At 61.2% G+C, this 14,675-nt stretch carries 12 protein-coding genes; 7 read left to right on the top strand and 5 right to left on the bottom strand.

Translation table 11 applies throughout. The annotated features are described in order from the left end of the window. The first annotated feature begins 58 nt into the window (after nucleotides 1–58). From PH551_RS20640 to ubiA, 4 genes are all read left to right on the top strand, one after another. The gene (locus tag PH551_RS20640) at nucleotides 59–1,318 is read left to right on the top strand and encodes a cyclopropane fatty acid synthase (protein ID WP_285194713.1); all 1,260 of its coding nucleotides are present in this window, start codon (nucleotides 59–61) and stop codon (nucleotides 1,316–1,318) included. Nucleotides 1,319–1,352: 34 nt separating this feature from the next. After that, entirely contained in the window at nucleotides 1,353–1,934 is a 582-nt protein-coding gene (locus PH551_RS20635; protein ID WP_285194712.1) for a histidine phosphatase family protein, read from the top strand. 270 nt (nucleotides 1,935–2,204) lie between these two features. Continuing rightward, the gene (locus PH551_RS20630; RefSeq protein ID WP_097597746.1) at nucleotides 2,205–3,017 is read left to right on the top strand and encodes a MipA/OmpV family protein; all 813 of its coding nucleotides are present in this window, start codon (nucleotides 2,205–2,207) and stop codon (nucleotides 3,015–3,017) included. A 156-nt stretch (nucleotides 3,018–3,173) separates the two neighbouring features. Next, complete coding sequence (ubiA, locus tag PH551_RS20625) at nucleotides 3,174–4,133, top strand: 4-hydroxybenzoate octaprenyltransferase (RefSeq protein WP_285194710.1); 960 nt, start codon at nucleotides 3,174–3,176, stop codon at nucleotides 4,131–4,133. A gap of 93 nt (nucleotides 4,134–4,226) precedes the next feature. Here ubiA and PH551_RS20620 read toward each other — a convergent pair whose 3' ends face one another. Further along, nucleotides 4,227–4,793, bottom strand: a complete 567-nt coding sequence (locus PH551_RS20620; protein ID WP_285194709.1) for a DUF6101 family protein — start codon at nucleotides 4,791–4,793, stop codon at nucleotides 4,227–4,229. Between the two features lie 301 nt (nucleotides 4,794–5,094). Here PH551_RS20620 and PH551_RS20615 point away from each other — a divergent pair, with 301 nt between their 5' ends. Then, the gene (locus PH551_RS20615) at nucleotides 5,095–8,430 is read left to right on the top strand and encodes a DUF1217 domain-containing protein (RefSeq protein ID WP_285194708.1); all 3,336 of its coding nucleotides are present in this window, start codon (nucleotides 5,095–5,097) and stop codon (nucleotides 8,428–8,430) included. 230 nt (nucleotides 8,431–8,660) lie between these two features. Here PH551_RS20615 and PH551_RS20610 read toward each other — a convergent pair whose 3' ends face one another. The 3 genes from PH551_RS20610 to PH551_RS20600 form a co-directional block, all read right to left on the bottom strand. Next, complete coding sequence (locus PH551_RS20610; protein WP_285194707.1) at nucleotides 8,661–10,097, bottom strand: FAD-binding oxidoreductase; 1,437 nt, start codon at nucleotides 10,095–10,097, stop codon at nucleotides 8,661–8,663. 29 nt (nucleotides 10,098–10,126) lie between these two features. Then, nucleotides 10,127–11,107, bottom strand: coding sequence for an L-threonylcarbamoyladenylate synthase (locus PH551_RS20605; protein ID WP_285194845.1), 981 nt, complete (start codon nucleotides 11,105–11,107; stop codon nucleotides 10,127–10,129). Between the two features lie 68 nt (nucleotides 11,108–11,175). Then, nucleotides 11,176–11,784, bottom strand: a complete 609-nt coding sequence (locus PH551_RS20600) for a DUF6656 family protein (RefSeq protein ID WP_285194705.1) — start codon at nucleotides 11,782–11,784, stop codon at nucleotides 11,176–11,178. A gap of 403 nt (nucleotides 11,785–12,187) precedes the next feature. Here PH551_RS20600 and PH551_RS20595 point away from each other — a divergent pair, with 403 nt between their 5' ends. Next, a complete protein-coding gene (locus PH551_RS20595) occupies nucleotides 12,188–13,432 on the top strand; it encodes an aromatic ring-hydroxylating oxygenase subunit alpha (protein ID WP_085779976.1) in 1,245 nt (414 codons plus the stop codon). A gap of 117 nt (nucleotides 13,433–13,549) precedes the next feature. After that, nucleotides 13,550–14,017 carry a BA14K family protein gene (locus PH551_RS20590; RefSeq protein ID WP_285194704.1) on the top strand — a complete coding sequence of 156 codons (468 nt, stop codon included), beginning with the start codon at nucleotides 13,550–13,552 and terminating at the stop codon, nucleotides 14,015–14,017. A gap of 114 nt (nucleotides 14,018–14,131) precedes the next feature. Here PH551_RS20590 and PH551_RS20585 read toward each other — a convergent pair whose 3' ends face one another. Continuing rightward, on the bottom strand, nucleotides 14,132–14,395 hold the full coding sequence (locus PH551_RS20585) for a DUF982 domain-containing protein (protein WP_285194702.1): 264 nt from the start codon (nucleotides 14,393–14,395) through the stop codon (nucleotides 14,132–14,134). Nucleotides 14,396–14,675 lie beyond the last annotated feature (280 nt).

Raw genomic sequence — 14,675 nt, 5'->3', positions numbered from 1 at the left:
AAGGCGAGTGAGAGCTATTAAGTTGATGTGACCATCCTGTCACATTTGCGAGGCGTCCATGGCGTCGGCTTTCTTATCGATCGTCCAGCAAATCATCCGCAAGGGTTCGTTGAAGCTTACCCTTGCCAACGGCGAGACCCACGTGATCGGCGACGGCACCGGCGACATGGTGGTCGCCCGGCTTGCCGATCAGGAGGCCGAGGACGCCATCCGCCGCGATCCGACGATGAAGCTCGGCGAGATGTACATGCAGGGCCGGTTCATACTCGAACAGGGCAACATCTATGATTTCCTGTCGCTGGTGAAGCAGAACACCACCAATGAGATCTTCGATTTCAAGATGGCTGCACTGCTCGTCGGCCGCATTGCCTGGCAGCAATTGAAGAGCCGCGTGCCGGTCAATCGCAACAAACGCAACGTCGCCCACCATTACGATCTCTCGGCCAAGCTCTTCGATCTATTTCTGGATGAGGACTGGCAATATTCCTGTGCCTATTTCAACCCGCCTGGCATCGGTCTGGATGAGGCCCAGCTCGCCAAGAAACGCCATATCGCCGCCAAGCTCCTGCTTGCCCCCAACCAGCGCATCCTGGAGATCGGCTCCGGCTGGGGCGGCATGGGCATGTACCTGACGGAAGCGACTGAAGGCGCCGAGTTTACCGGCATTACGCTCAGTGAAGAACAGCTCAAGGTCTCCCGCTCACGCGCCGAGAAACGCGGTCTTTCCGAGCGGGTACGTTTCGAGCTGCAGGATTACCGCACCATGACGGGCAGGAAGTTCGACCGCATCGTCTCGGTCGGCATGTTCGAGCATGTCGGGATCGGCAACTACGGCAATTTCTTCCGCAAGGTCTCGGACCTGCTCGACCACAACGGCGTCATGGTGCTGCATTCGATCGGCCGTCCGAAGCCGAGTTTCGGCACCAATGCCTTCATCGAGAAATATATTTTTCCTGGCGGCTACATCCCTTCCGTCGGCGAGGTTTTGCCGCCGCTTGAAAAGGCCGGGCTGCTGGTCAAGGATGTCGAAATCCTGCCGATGCATTACGCCTATACGCTACGCCACTGGCGCGAGCGTTTCGTGGCGCGCAAGGCCGAGGCGGTGGCCCTTTACGACGAACAGTTCTTCCGGATGTGGGAATTCTATCTCGCCGGCTCGGAAATGGGCTTCCGCTGGGATGAGCTGTTCATCCTGCAGATCCAGATCGCCAAGAACCAGTTCGCCGTTCCCGACAACCGCAACTACATCGCGGAGAATGAAGCCAAGCTGAAGGAATTCGAGGCGCGGCGGGCGCCGCTGGAAAAGGTGACGTTCTGAACCGCCGCGGCGTTTGGAATGAAAGGGAATGCGGATGAGCAGTGCGTTTCCCGAAATATATCTGGTTCGACACGGTGAAACCGAATGGAGCCTGTCCGGGCGCCATACCGGGCGCAGCGATATTCCCTTGACGGCGAATGGTGAAGCCGCCGCTCGAAAACTTGCCGAGCGGCTGGCCGGCCTTTCCTTTTCCGCCGTCTGGTCGAGCCCGTCGGCGCGAGCCCGCAACACCTGCGCTCTCGCCGGCTTCGGAGCGGGCGCTCTGATCCGCGACGATCTCGCCGAATGGGATTATGGCGCCTATGAAGGCGTCACGACAAAGGCGATCCTGGCGGAACGTCCCGGCTGGCAGCTCTTTCGCGACGGCTGCCCGAACGGCGAAACGGCTGCCGATGTCGGTGCCCGCGCCGATGCCGTCATCCATGCGCTTCGCCAAGCGGCAGCGCCCATCCTGATCTTCTCCAGCTCGCATTTCCTGCGCGTGCTGGCCGCCCGCTGGCTCGGCCTGCCACCGCAAGGTGGCGCGCATTTCGTGCTCGATACCGCCAGCATCAGCGTGCTCGGCTATGAGCACGACCTGACCGAGCCGGTCATCCGCCGCTGGAACCAGAGATAGGGCAAATTCCATAGCTGGCGTCGGCCCGTGCGGCCCCTTCATCCGACCCTTCGGTCCACCTTCTCCGCGCTGGGGAGAAGGGGACGTCTCGCGAGATCTCAATCCCCTCTTCTCCCAAGCGGAAGAAGGTGCCCGTAGGGCGGATGAGGGGGCCGCACGGCATGAGTTTCATGAGTTTCACTGTGGTTAACATTGGGGTAACGACATCAGGATAAGTCTAGCGGCCGCCGCTCTCCGCGGCTTTGTTTTTGCGTTTCCTGGAGTGCAGACGTGTCTCATCGATCAGTCGTATCGATTTCTTTTCTTATTGCTTTTTCATCCGTTGGTTCGGCCACCGCGCAGGAAAGCGGCCAGCATTTCTGGTCCGGAGACTGGTATCTGAGCGTTGGTGTCGCCGGCTTTTCAGCGCCGAAATTCGAGGGTTCACGGCGTTATGAATTCCGGTTCAGCCCGCTGATTTCGGCCGGCCGGCAGGGCTCGGCTCCACGCTTTTCCTCGCGCAACGACAATCCGTCCTTGGCCCTCATGGATAATGGCACCTTCCGAGCCGGCATCGTCGGCAAATTCGTGCCTTCGCGCGATGAGGGCGACGGTCACGAGCTGAAGGGCATGAAGAAGGTCAAATGGGGAGCGGAAGCCGGTGGCTTCGTCGAAGTTTATCCGACCGATTTCCTGCGCGCCCGCGCCGAAGTTCGCCAGGGCATCCGCTCGCATGACGGCGTCGTTGCCGATCTCGCCGTTGATGCCTTCACCGATATCGCCCCCAACCTGCAACTGTCAGGCGGTCCGCGCGCGACATTCGCCACCAGCGGCTATTATGATGCCTATTACGGCGTCAACGCCAAACAGGCGGCGGCGAGCGGGCTTGATCAATACAAGCCGTCGTCGGGCATCCAGTCCTATGGCGCCGGTGCGGCTCTGACATGGAAGGCGACGGAAAACCTGTCGGCCAGTTCTTTCCTCGAATACAAACGACTGGCGGGTCCGGCGGCCGACAGCAGTCTCGTGCGGCAGCGCGGCTCGAAGAACCAGGTGCTCATCGGTGTCTCGGCGACCTACAGGTTCAATTTCTCTCTGCAGTGATCAAATCATGTCGCCCGGAAGTGTGCCGCGGTTCCGGGCGTCATGCATCACAAAGAGCCAAAGCGCATCACAGGAATCAGATTTGATGCGACACGCTTCTGGCGCCGTCGCGATCGCTTCTTGACCGGATCGCCAGCCCGCCGCTAGATGGATGGCATGCAAGATACCGGCGAGTTCAACGATCGTGTCTCCGACGCACCTTCCGATAACTGGGTTTACCGGACCCTGCCGCCATGGCTCTGGCCTTATGCGCAGCTTGCACGCTGGGATCGCCCGATCGGCTGGGAGCTCTTGATGTGGCCGTGCTTCTGGTCGGCCACGCTCGCCTCCAACGCGGCGATCGGCCAAGGGCTCTATTCCGGCAGCCTGCTGGTGTCCCACCTTTTCCTCTATTTTATCGGTGCCGTCGCCATGCGCGGCGCCGGCTGCACCTATAACGATCTCGTCGATCACGAGATCGACATGGAAGTGGCGCGCACCCGTTCGCGTCCGCTGCCCTCCGGCCGCGTCACCCGCGGCCGCGCGAAGATCTTCATCGGCATTCAGGCGCTGGTCGGCCTCTTCGTGCTCTTGCAGTTCAACTGGTTCACCGTCTTTCTCGGCCTGCTTTCGCTCGGCATCGTGGCACTTTATCCCTATGCCAAGCGCTTCACCGACTGGCCGCAATTTTATCTCGGCCTTGCCTTTTCCTGGGGCGCGCTGATGGGCTGGGCCGGCATTCTGGGCGGCCTCTCCTTTGCCGCCATCCTGCTTTATGCCGCCTCCGTCGCCTGGACGATCGGTTACGACACCATCTATGCACATCAGGACAAGGAGGATGACGAACTGATCGGTGTCCGCTCCACCGCGCGCCTCTTCGGCGATAAGACGAGGCAATGGCTGATCGGCCTTTATGGGCTGACGCTGGTGCTGATGTTTGCGGCCTTCGCGCTCGCCGGCGCCAATCTCATCGCCTTTCTGGCCTTGTTCGGCGCGGCCGCCATGTTCGCCTGGCAGATCATCCGCCTTGATATCAACGATCCCGCCCAATGCCTGGCGCTCTTCAAGTCGAACAACCGCGTCGGCCTGACCATCTTCGCCGGGCTGTTCTTTTCGCTTCTCTTTGCCATTCCCTGAATGGAATGGTTCGTGAAACGATAAACCCGGCGCGAGGGCCGGGTTTCGCTTCTTCCAGATCTTCCTGCCGAGATGGCACAGTCGCGATTTCGGTCAGTTGCGGGCGATGATTTCCTTGCCTTCGATCTTCATGGCGACGCCCAGCTGCCCGGTGGTGCGACGCACGAGGAAGCGCGGACGGCGATTGGCGAAGTAGGAATGACGGCGACGCGGCTTGAGGTCACTGGTGCGCAGCGCCCCGATATGGTCTTCGAGCGGCCGGGCGACGCCATCTGCCTCGACCATCAGCATCGGAATGCGGAAGGCCTCCGACCAGCTGCGCCAGTCGGCGGCGATGTCGCTGAGATCATGGGCAACGAGCAGCGGAATGCAGAGCTCGGGGTCGGCGTGGTGAAGTTCGAGCGTGACGGTTACCTCGCCGTCGCCATGGTCGATGGCGCGGGCGGCGACACCCTTGAAGACGCGCCTCGGCAGGGCAATCGAGAGCGGCAGACCGCTGGAGGGAAGGACTTTCCGCAGCACTGCGCCGCGTTCGTCTATCGTGATGCTGACATCATCCGAACAATCATGGATGGCGTAGCTGATTTGCTGCGGGAAGCGGGACGGATCGAGACGCAGCGTCGTGCCAGCCCAAGCGGGCTTCAAAACGGGATTGTTCATTTCATTCTACCCTTGTCTTACCTGAGAGCCGGTTTGCGGTCTTCTCCTCGGGACTTTTCGTCCTCTATGTCCGACAATAGGCGGGCGCCCTTCCGTACTGCTTAAAAATTGCGGTTAAGAAAACTTTGCCTCCCCTGATGGTTATCAAAACCGAATCCGGCAGGGTTTCCGGAAGGTGAACGGTGTGCTGACCTGAAATGGCGCAGTCGAAAGGTAAGTCTCGGGTAAGCTTTGCGTGGCAAAATGGACGCACCAGCAGTTCGTCGTTCTTTTAGAGATTTTGCCGAAAAGGGCGCTTTTCATGATCACGGCCTCCCTCGCTTACACGATCCTGTCGAAGGACATGACGTCGAGCTTGAACAAGGTCGCCTCGCAGGCGACGGTCAAGAAGGATGCCCAGTATTACGCGGACAATATCAACAAGGTCAAAGACGTCGACGACTTTCTCGGCGATTACAAGCTCTACAGCTACGCCATGAAGGCCTATGGTCTCGAGGACATGACCTATGCCAAGGCCTTCATGAAGAAGGTGCTCGAAAGCGATCTCACGGACCCGAACAGCTACGCCAACAAGCTCTCCGATACGCGCTACCGCGAGTTCGCGGCCGCCTTCAACTTCAATGCGCCCGAGAAGGACGTTCAGACCGACGCGCAGGAAGACGAGCTCATCGGCCTCTACAAGCAGTCCTTCGTCGATGCCGACAAGGCGGCGGCCACAGAGAGCACCTATTACAGCAACAATATCGACAGCGTGCAGACCGTCGACGACCTGGTCAACAACACCCGGCTGCGCACCTATGTGCTGAAGGCCTTCAAGATCGATCCCACCTATGCCTCGAAGGATTTCCTGCGGCAGGTGCTGACGAGCGATCTCAGCGACCCGACAAGCGTCGTGAACGCGCAGGGCGGCGACAAGTACAAGGCGCTTGCCGCCCAATTCAGCTTCAATGCCGACGGTACGGTCAACGGCAGCGCCCAGACCGCGACGCAGAAGGCGTCGATCATCGAGACCTATACGCTGAATAACCAGTCCGTCATCATCGACAATTCCGTCGGTTCCGATGTCGTCTATGTCAGCAAGACGGCGGCCGAATACAACCAGGCCTATTACACTGCCAAGATCGGCACGATCACCAATGTCGACGATCTCGTCGCCGACAGTCGTCTGACGTCCTATATCAAGACCGCCTACAGCATGGGCGCCGATTTCACCGCGCCGGCGCTGCGCATGGTGTTGACCGACCCCGGCTACGCCCAGCTGATGGGCTTCACCAATGTCTATAGCGCCTTCAATTTCAAGGCCGACGGCACGACATCGACAACGGCGCGTGCACAGACGATCGCCCAGTCGAACAAGCTGAAGGACGCGGCGGCAAGCACCGCCAATTATTATAGCGTGACCTCGCGGTCGAGCAGCATCACCAATGTCGACGACCTGCTCGCCGACAGCGTTCTGGCACGCTACATCAAGGATGCTTACGGCCTCGGCAGCAGTTTCAGCAATGCCGAGCTGAAGAGCATTCTGACGGACTCGACCTATGCCGCCGCCCAGGGGCATGCCGATCTCAATGCCGACTTCAACTTCCAGGCTGACGGCTCGATCAACGGGTCGGTGATTCAGACCGACGCGCAGCGCAAGTCGACCACCGACAAATCGGCGGCGAACGCAACGCACTTCAACAGCATGATCGGCAATGTCACCAATGTCGACGACATCATGTCCGATCCCGTCGCCGTCAGCTATCTCAGAACCAGCATGCAGATCGCCGACAGCGTCTCCGACGCAACGCTGAGGAGCTTCCTCGTCGATCCCTCGGCGGCCAGCGCCCAGGGCTACAGCGACGTCCACGATCTGTTCAATTTCAAAACGGACGGCTCGGTTGCGACCCTCTATGCCACCCAGAGCGCGGCGCAAAGCGCCAGCACGGCAAGCAAGGCCGACGATGCCGCCGTCTATTACCAGGCAACCATCGCCGGCATCTCGAATGTCGACCAGCTGCTGGCCGACCGGCGGCTGAATAATTTCATCCGCAACGCTTACGGCATCCCCTCGACCGTCAGCGATGTCGATCTGCGCGCTATCCTGACCGATCAGAGCGGCACCGGCACCTATGCCGACGTCGCTGCCGCCTTCAACTTCAAGGCGGACGGTTCGCTCGAAGACGGCATGGCGGCACAGACGTCCGCCCAGATCACCAACACGAAAATTGCCGCCACGGCGCGCACGGACGACTATTCCGCCCGGATGGCGACGATCTCCAATGTCGATGATCTCATCGCCGATCCTGCAATCACCAACTTCCTGAAGAGCACCTACAATCTGCCGTTCGATATCACGGACGCCGATCTCAGGAGCATCCTGACTGATGCGACCGCCGCCGCCGCGGCCGGCTATTCCGACCTCAATGCCGATTTCAATTTTGCCGCCGACGGATCGCTTCCCGTCGTCAGCTCGATCCAGACCGCAGATCAGGCGCAGACCACCAACGACAACTACATGGCGCGCTATGACGACGAGCGCGACGAGGCGATCGAAGAAGTTGCCGACAATTACAAGAGCATGATGGCAGACAGCAGCAGCCTCTTGAACTTTTCCGACGTCAAGACCGTCAATGATTTCCTGCGCACCAATCGAACGGCCGATTTCACCAGGAGCAACGACAACCTGCCGGATCTCTATCATGTCGCGCTGCAGGCCTTCGGCTTGACCGATCAGGACGTGCCGCGCTCGATGATGCGCAAGATCCTGACGAGCGATGCCTACGATCCGGACGGCTATATCGCCTCGCTCAAGGACGAGCGAATTACCAATCTCGCCCGCGCCTTCAATTTCGGGCCCGACGGCAAGGCGGCCGCACCCCTCCAGGCGCTGCCCGACGCGACCATGGCCAAATACGCCACCGACTACAAGGCGCATGTGACCATGCTGCTGAAGGCCGGGCCGGTAAAGGACAAGGCATCGAAGGACGCAACCGCCGAGGTGGATTATTTCGCCAAGGGTATGGCGAAAGTGCAGTCGCTCGACGATTTCCTCGCTGACAGCCGCCTGACCGATCTGGTGTTGAAGGCGAACAACCTCGACCCGAAGGATTACGACAAGGCGACGCTGAAGAAGATCTTCACTTCCGATCCCGACGACAAGAAGAGCTACCTCAACACCAAGGCCGATGCGCGCTTCAAGGATATCGTCGCTGCCTTCAACTTCGACAAGGCCGGCAATCTGACCCGTGCCAAGATCGGCGCCATTCAGAACAAGGCGGCCGAGGACAATACCCAGGAGCTCTACCTGCAGCAGACGCTGGAAACCCAGCAAGGCGAAACCAACGACGGCGTCCGCCTGGCGCTCTATTTCAGCCGCAAAGCCTCCAGCATCACCTCAATCTATTCGCTCCTTGGCGACAAGGCGCTTTATCAGGTCATCACCACGGCTTACAGCCTGCCGTCACAGATATCGGGCATGGACGTCGCCAAACAGGCCGATCTCATCAAGCGTTTCGTCAAGCTCGAGGATCTTCAGGATCCGAAGAAGGTCGACAAGCTGCTGCGGCGCTTCACCGCGATGTACGACGTCCAGAACAGCACCCAGCAGTCGCCGGCCCTGCAGATCCTGACCGGCGGCGGCACGCAGCAGGCGTAAGGTGGTTCGAGCAACGGGAAATTGCTCCGAGTTTCCCACGATCAGCAGGCTCAGGCCAAGACCGGCCATTCGTGTGGACGGCTGCCCCTCACCCTAACCCTCTCCCCGTAAACGGGGCGAGAGGACGTGCCCTGCGATGAGGTTGGCGGGAGACGGAGAGGCCGCGGCATATCCCCTTCGCCCCGCGTGCGGGGAGGACATGCCGGCAGGCGGATGAGGGGGGGCAAACCTCATAGCTCGAGACTGACGACCTTCCCGGGGTTCATAATATTGGCCGGATCGAAAGCCCGTTTGATGCGGCGCATCAGCTCGATTTCGATCGCCGGGCGGATCGCCGCCAGTTCGTCGCGCTTCAGCTGACCGATGCCGTGTTCGGCCGAGATCGAGCCGCCATGGGCGAGCACCAGCCCATGGACGATATGGTTCATTTCGCGCCAGCGGGCAATGAAGGCCGCTTTGTCGGCCCCGAGCGGCTGGGAAATATTGTAATGGATATTGCCGTCGCCCATGTGGCCGAAGGCGCAGATGCGGGCGCCTGGCATGGCCGCCATGACGGCGTTCTCCGCTTCGGCCATGAAATGCGGGATCTTCGACACCGGCACGGACACGTCGTGCTTGATCGAGCCGCCTTCCGGCTTCTGCGCATCCGACATGCTCTCGCGCATGTGCCAGATCGCCTTCTGCTGGGCGACGGATGCAGCGATAGCGGCATCCTGCACCAGCCCGGCCTCGAAGCCCTGCTCCAGCACGCCATTCATCATCCGCTCCGCCGTCTCGGCCGAGTCCGAGGTCGAGATGTCAATCAGCACGTACCAGGGGTAAGCTGCTTCCAGCGGGTCGCGCACGCCGTCGATATGGCGCGTGGTGATCTCGACGCCGAACCGCGGCATCAGTTCGAAACCGGTGAGCGAGGTGCCGCAGAGGCTGGCCGCAAGGTTGAAGAGGGCAAGTGCATCCTCGATAGAATTGAGGCCGGCAAACGCCACCTGATGGCCGAGCGGCTGAGGAAAGAGCTTCAGCACCGCGCCGGTGATGATGCCGAGCGTTCCTTCGGAGCCGATGAAGAGATCGCGCAGATCGTAACCGGTATTGTCCTTCTTCAGGCGGCGCAAACCATCCCAGATCTCGCCGGTCGGCAGCACCACTTCGAGGCCGAGGCAGAGCTGGCGCATGTTGCCGTAGGCAAGCACGGCCGTGCCGCCGGCATTGGTGGAGAGATTGCCGCCGATGCGGCAGGAGCCTTCCGAGCCGAGCGACAGCGGAAAGAGCCGCCCGTGCGCCTCGGCCGCTTTCTGCACATCGGCAAGGATCGCGCCGCCATCGGCGACCAGCACATTCGCCACCGGATCGACGTCGCGGATCCTCGTCATGCGTTCGAGCGACAGGATGATGTCGGCCCCGCCCGTACGTGGCGTCTGGCCGCCGACGAGGCCGGTATTGCCGGTCTGCGGCACGATGGCCGTTTTGGTCTCGGTCGCGAGCTTCATGATGTCGGAGACTTCCTCGACTGAACCGGGCTTCAGCAGGAGAGGGGAGGAGCCATGATAGAGCCCGCGGTTTTCTATCAGATGCGGCGCCAGATCGGCCTCGCCGCGAAGGGCGTATTTCTCGCCGACGATCGCGGCGAAGCGGTCGAGAAGATCGGTGGAAATGCCGGGGCTGCTCATTAGGTCGATCCTCTGTCGCTTCTATCAGGTCAATCAGTCGCGCGGGGCGCGGCGGCCCTTTGCAGGCGGTCGTTGATGGCTTCGCCGAGCCCGTCGTCCGGAATGGGCGAGAAGGCGATGCTCGACACGCCGCTGGCATCGGCCCGCTTCATATAGTCGAAAAGATTGGCCGCCGCTTCCGCCAGGTCGCCGCGCGGGCTGAGATCGAGGACGATGCGTGCCGCGCGCGCGCCTTCGACCGCGGCACCGCCGAAGGCGATCAGCGCTTCGCCGGGTTCCACCTTGGTCGCATTGAGGCGGACGCTGGCGCCCGGCGCATAATGCGAGGCGAGCATGCCCGGCGCCTCGATTGCCGCCGACGCCTTTTTCGCCCGCAGCAGCGGCTGGCCCGATACGCGCTCGATCTCGCGCGCCGCCAGCCCGCCGGGCCGAAGCAGCCGCAGCCGGCCGCCCTCCGCCTTGACGATGGTCGATTCGACGCCGACGGCGCTTGGGCCCGCATCGAGGATCAATGGGATTCTCGCCCCGAGATCGGCTTCGACATGGGCCGCACTGGTCGCGCTGATCGCGCCTGACGTATTGGCGCTCGGCGCTGCCAGCGGCCGTCCGAAGGCGCCGATCAGGGCGCTGGCGAAGCCCTTGGGCACGCGCACGCCGACGCTGTCGAGACCGGCGGTCGCCAGCGCATGGATCGGGCTTGCGGGCCTCAGCGGCAGCACGAGCGTCAGCGGGCCGGGCCAGAAGGCTTCGGCGAGCGCCCGCGACACGGGGTCGAACTCGGCATGTTGTTCGGCCATATCGAGATCGGCCATATGGCAGATCAGCGGGTTGAAGCGCGGCCGTCCCTTGCTCTCGTAGATGCGGGTGATGGCTGCCGGATTGGTGGCGTCGGCCGCAAGGCCGTAGACGGTCTCCGTCGGCATGGCGATGGCAAAGCCGTCGGAAAGAGCGGCACAGGCCGCTTCGAGCGCCGCCTGCCTGTCTGCCATGATGTCGATGATGCGTGCCATATGCTGCCCGTGTCCGTCTCCGGCAGTCATTAGGCTTTCCGTCGCCGGCGATCAATCGTCTTGTTCGCTCACATTTGCCGGATGATTTCGCGCAGCTGTTCGTTGCGGGCGCCGAGTAGCAGGATGTTGCGGATCGCTGCCTGCGGATCGTGGGTGCGAAAGAGCAGTCCGTTGCCGCGCACAGAGCGGTCGATCGTCATCTTTTCCGACGATTCCTCGCCCGGCTTGATCGCGACGGCAAAATACATCCGCGAATAGCCGACGTCGATTCGTTCGAAAAAGTTGTCGTTGTCGCCGATTTCGGAATAGAAATTGGCGATGTAGAAAGCCCAGCTCACCTCCTCGTAGCGGGCGAATTTGGTGCGCGCTGCGGTGACGTGGCAATAGCCGAGATGCGGGCTGTCCTCCAGCGTCCGGTGGAAGATAATCTTCGGAAACTGGATCGAGTGATGGAAGCCGTTGATGTGCTGATGCGTCTTCTCGCCGGCCGCCTGCAGCTTGCGGCCGGTCTTTGCGGCGACCTCGTCATGGGTGAGGTAGCGCCTTTCTTCGGCCAGCCAGTGGCGCCGGTCGCGGGGGATGCGGCCGGTGCGCAGGAATTCGGAATGGGCGGCGACCAGTGGCCGCTCCTGCGGCCGGATTACTTCTTTCGCGTCGAAATAGCGGAGTCTGGCCATGGTCTACATGCTTTGTCGGTCTGAGGTCGAAAGCAGGATAAGAGCGTATGCTTAACGCAGCATTAAGATGCGGCCGTCGCATCGGCCGGAAGCCGGCAATGTCGTAAATACGACAATCGCCGATACCGGAGAGCCGCCTTCTTTGCCGATCCGGTCTTTACGCAATGTCGCAATTGACGATAATTGCCTGCAGAGTCGGACATCGGGTCGACCGGGAGGGGCTGTTTTGAAGCCTCCGCGCTTGCTGTCGTCAATTTCGAAGCCGATGTCGCATTACAACCAAGCGGCGGGAATGCCAGGTGATTAAATGGCGCCATGAACAATTCTCCCGCAGGAGAAGGTTAGCAGGCGCGCTTCCATAGCCTTCCGCTGAAGGCGGCAGCCGGTGCACGAGGACATGAAGATGGATATTCGCAGCAACGTTTTACGTCAGCTCAAGAACCGCCGCGAGGGCTTCAGCCTCGAACAGCCGTTCTACACCGACGAGGATTATTTCAAACTCGACATGGAGATGATCTACTATCGCGACTGGCTGTTCATGGGCCATGATTGCGAGTTGCCGAAGCCGGGCGCCTATTTCACCGTCCAGATCGGCACCTATCCGGTCGTCATAGTCCGCGGCCGTGACAATGTCATCCGCGCCTTCCACAACAGCTGTCGTCATCGCGGCTCGCGCGTCTGCACCAAGGAGCACGGCTCTTCCGTGCGTCTCGTCTGCCCCTATCATCAGTGGACTTACGATCTCGACGGCAAACTTGCCTTTGCCCGTCACATGGGCGACGATTTCGACAAAACCGGCTTCAACCTGAAGCCCGTCCACTGCGAGAGCGTCGCAGGCTATATTTTCATCTGCCTTGCCGACGTCGCCCCGGATTTCAAGCCGGTGCGCGACACGATCGAGCCCTATATGGCGCCGCACCGGATCGGCGAGACCAAGGTTGCTTTCCAGAGCACGATCATCGAGAAGGGCAACTGGAAGCTCGTCTGGGAAAACAACCGCGAGTGCTACCACTGCGCCGCCAATCACCCGGAACTCTGCCGCACCTATCCGGAAGCCCCGAGCGTCACCGGCACAGACGGCGGCGCCGACGATCCGGAGATTGCAGGCCATTGGGCGCGCTGCGAGGCCGCCGGCCTGCCGAGCAAGTTCCAGATCTCGCCGGATGGTCAGTTCCGCACCGCCCGCATGCCGCTGATCGAGGATGCCGAAAGCTACACCATGTCGGGCAAGCCGGCCGTGCAGCGCCGGATCTCCGACGACATCTCGATCAATCGTATCGGCACGATGCTGCTCTTCCACTATCCGACGACGTGGAACCATCTGCTCGGCGACCACGCTATCTCCTTCCGAGTGCTGCCGCTCAGCGCCAACGAGACGGCGGTGACGACCAAGTGGCTCGTCCACAAGGACGCCGTGGAAGGCGTCGATTATAATCTCGAGGAACTGACGCACGTCTGGACCGAGACCAACGACCAGGACCGCCGGATCGTCGAAGAGAATGCCTTCGGCATCCACTCGCCCGCCTATGAGCCCGGCCCCTATTCGGCCGTGCACGAGGGCGGCGTCATGCAGTTCCTCGAATGGTATTCGAACTTCATGGTGAACCGCCTGCAGGGTGAAACGGCGAAAATCTCCGCCGTCGCCTGAGCGCGCCGGTTGACCCCGCTTATCCAAAAGCGGCCCGTTCCGGCCGCTTCTGGAACCATTTTCTCCCGAAAGCGTTGCAAGACCAAGCGGTTATCGCTGCTGAATGGAGAGAAAGAAATGATCGGCCTGAGAAACAAAATTGCGACCGCGGTATTGGCCGCCGCCGTCGTGCTGACGGGCTTCGTGCCGTCGCAAGCAATACAGATGCCGGCCGCGCCGCAGGTTGAAAAAAACTCGGCTGTCGAGAACGTCCAATACTACCGCGATTATTATCGGCCTTACCGCCGCGACTACTACCGGCCCGGCTATCGCCCCGGCGCCTACTACCGCCCCGGCTGGTATGGCGGCTATCGCGGCTATTCCTACTACCGCCCCGGCTATCGCCGCTATAACGGCTACTGGTATCCGCTCGCCGCCTTCGGCGCCGGCGCGGTCATTGCTGCTCCGCGCTACGCCGCGCCCGCGCCGCGCATGGGTTCGGCTCATGTCGCCTGGTGCGCGAACCGCTACCGGTCCTACCGCGCCTACGACAACACCTTCCAGCCTTATAACGGGCCGCGTCAGCAGTGCTATTCGCCTTATTGATAGGTCCCGAATGGCTGCCCGTCACCCTTCCCCTTTCCCGCAAACGGAAGAGGGGAAGGGCCAAACATGTGGAGCGAAGCGGAGGGCCGTGGCACGAAGCAACGGCGCAACAACTCAGTGAACGACGGTGATCACCGGAATGCCTGCTTCCTTGGCGGCACGGATAAGCGCGTACCGTGCGTCCTCAGCAGGAAGGTCCCCGTGGATCGCATCCCGGCAAGCCTTCACTGCTGTAAGATATTCTTCCCCGTCGTCGAACGGCCAGCAAGCCGTCAGCATCTGGGCCGCCTCCCAAAGGCTCGCGACAAGCTTGTATTTTTCCGGCCCGTTCACAACGAGCATCAGCGGGCTGAATTCTCCAGGTGTGTGCCACTTCATGACATTAGACCTCCCCACGGTGAACATATTAGTAACCGTGCAAGAACCGTTCCGCGCGAGGTGGTGGCATGAAGCAGCTGATCACGCGGGCACCGATCTCCGGGATTGCCCGCCATCGCCGTGGTCATAATCAGATGGACGAAGCGTCGCAATGCTGAGAGCGGCCGCGTCCCGCATGATGCGATAGCTGCAACGCCGCGCCATCCGCTGCGTCGGCGGCGAATTGGCAAGAACGTTAACCCACCCTCCGTCATCCTCGGCCTTGAGCCGCCTTGAGCCG

This window comes from Rhizobium atlanticum, assembly GCF_030182485.1.
Lineage (GTDB): Bacteria > Pseudomonadota > Alphaproteobacteria > Rhizobiales > Rhizobiaceae > Rhizobium.
The sequence above is the reverse complement of the archived record's forward strand: the minus strand, read 5'-3'. Positions and strand labels throughout refer to the sequence as shown.

What these genes read in the sequence shown, in the direction of transcription:
- PH551_RS20640 (WP_285194713.1), top strand. Translation starts at nt 59, where the DNA reads ATGGCGTCGGCTTTCTTATCGATCGTCCAGCAAATCATCCGCAAGGGT.
- PH551_RS20635 (WP_285194712.1), top strand. Translation starts at nt 1,353, where the DNA reads ATGAGCAGTGCGTTTCCCGAAATATATCTGGTTCGACACGGTGAAACC.
- ubiA (WP_285194710.1), top strand. Translation starts at nt 3,174, where the DNA reads ATGCAAGATACCGGCGAGTTCAACGATCGTGTCTCCGACGCACCTTCC.
- PH551_RS20620 (WP_285194709.1), bottom strand. Translation starts at nt 4,793, where the DNA reads ATGAACAATCCCGTTTTGAAGCCCGCTTGGGCTGGCACGACGCTGCGT.
- PH551_RS20615 (WP_285194708.1), top strand. Translation starts at nt 5,095, where the DNA reads ATGATCACGGCCTCCCTCGCTTACACGATCCTGTCGAAGGACATGACG.
- PH551_RS20610 (WP_285194707.1), bottom strand. Translation starts at nt 10,097, where the DNA reads ATGAGCAGCCCCGGCATTTCCACCGATCTTCTCGACCGCTTCGCCGCG.
- PH551_RS20605 (WP_285194845.1), bottom strand. Translation starts at nt 11,107, where the DNA reads ATGGCACGCATCATCGACATCATGGCAGACAGGCAGGCGGCGCTCGAA.
- PH551_RS20600 (WP_285194705.1), bottom strand. Translation starts at nt 11,784, where the DNA reads ATGGCCAGACTCCGCTATTTCGACGCGAAAGAAGTAATCCGGCCGCAG.
- PH551_RS20595 (WP_085779976.1), top strand. Translation starts at nt 12,188, where the DNA reads ATGGATATTCGCAGCAACGTTTTACGTCAGCTCAAGAACCGCCGCGAG.
- PH551_RS20590 (WP_285194704.1), top strand. Translation starts at nt 13,550, where the DNA reads ATGATCGGCCTGAGAAACAAAATTGCGACCGCGGTATTGGCCGCCGCC.
- PH551_RS20585 (WP_285194702.1), bottom strand. Translation starts at nt 14,395, where the DNA reads ATGAAGTGGCACACACCTGGAGAATTCAGCCCGCTGATGCTCGTTGTG.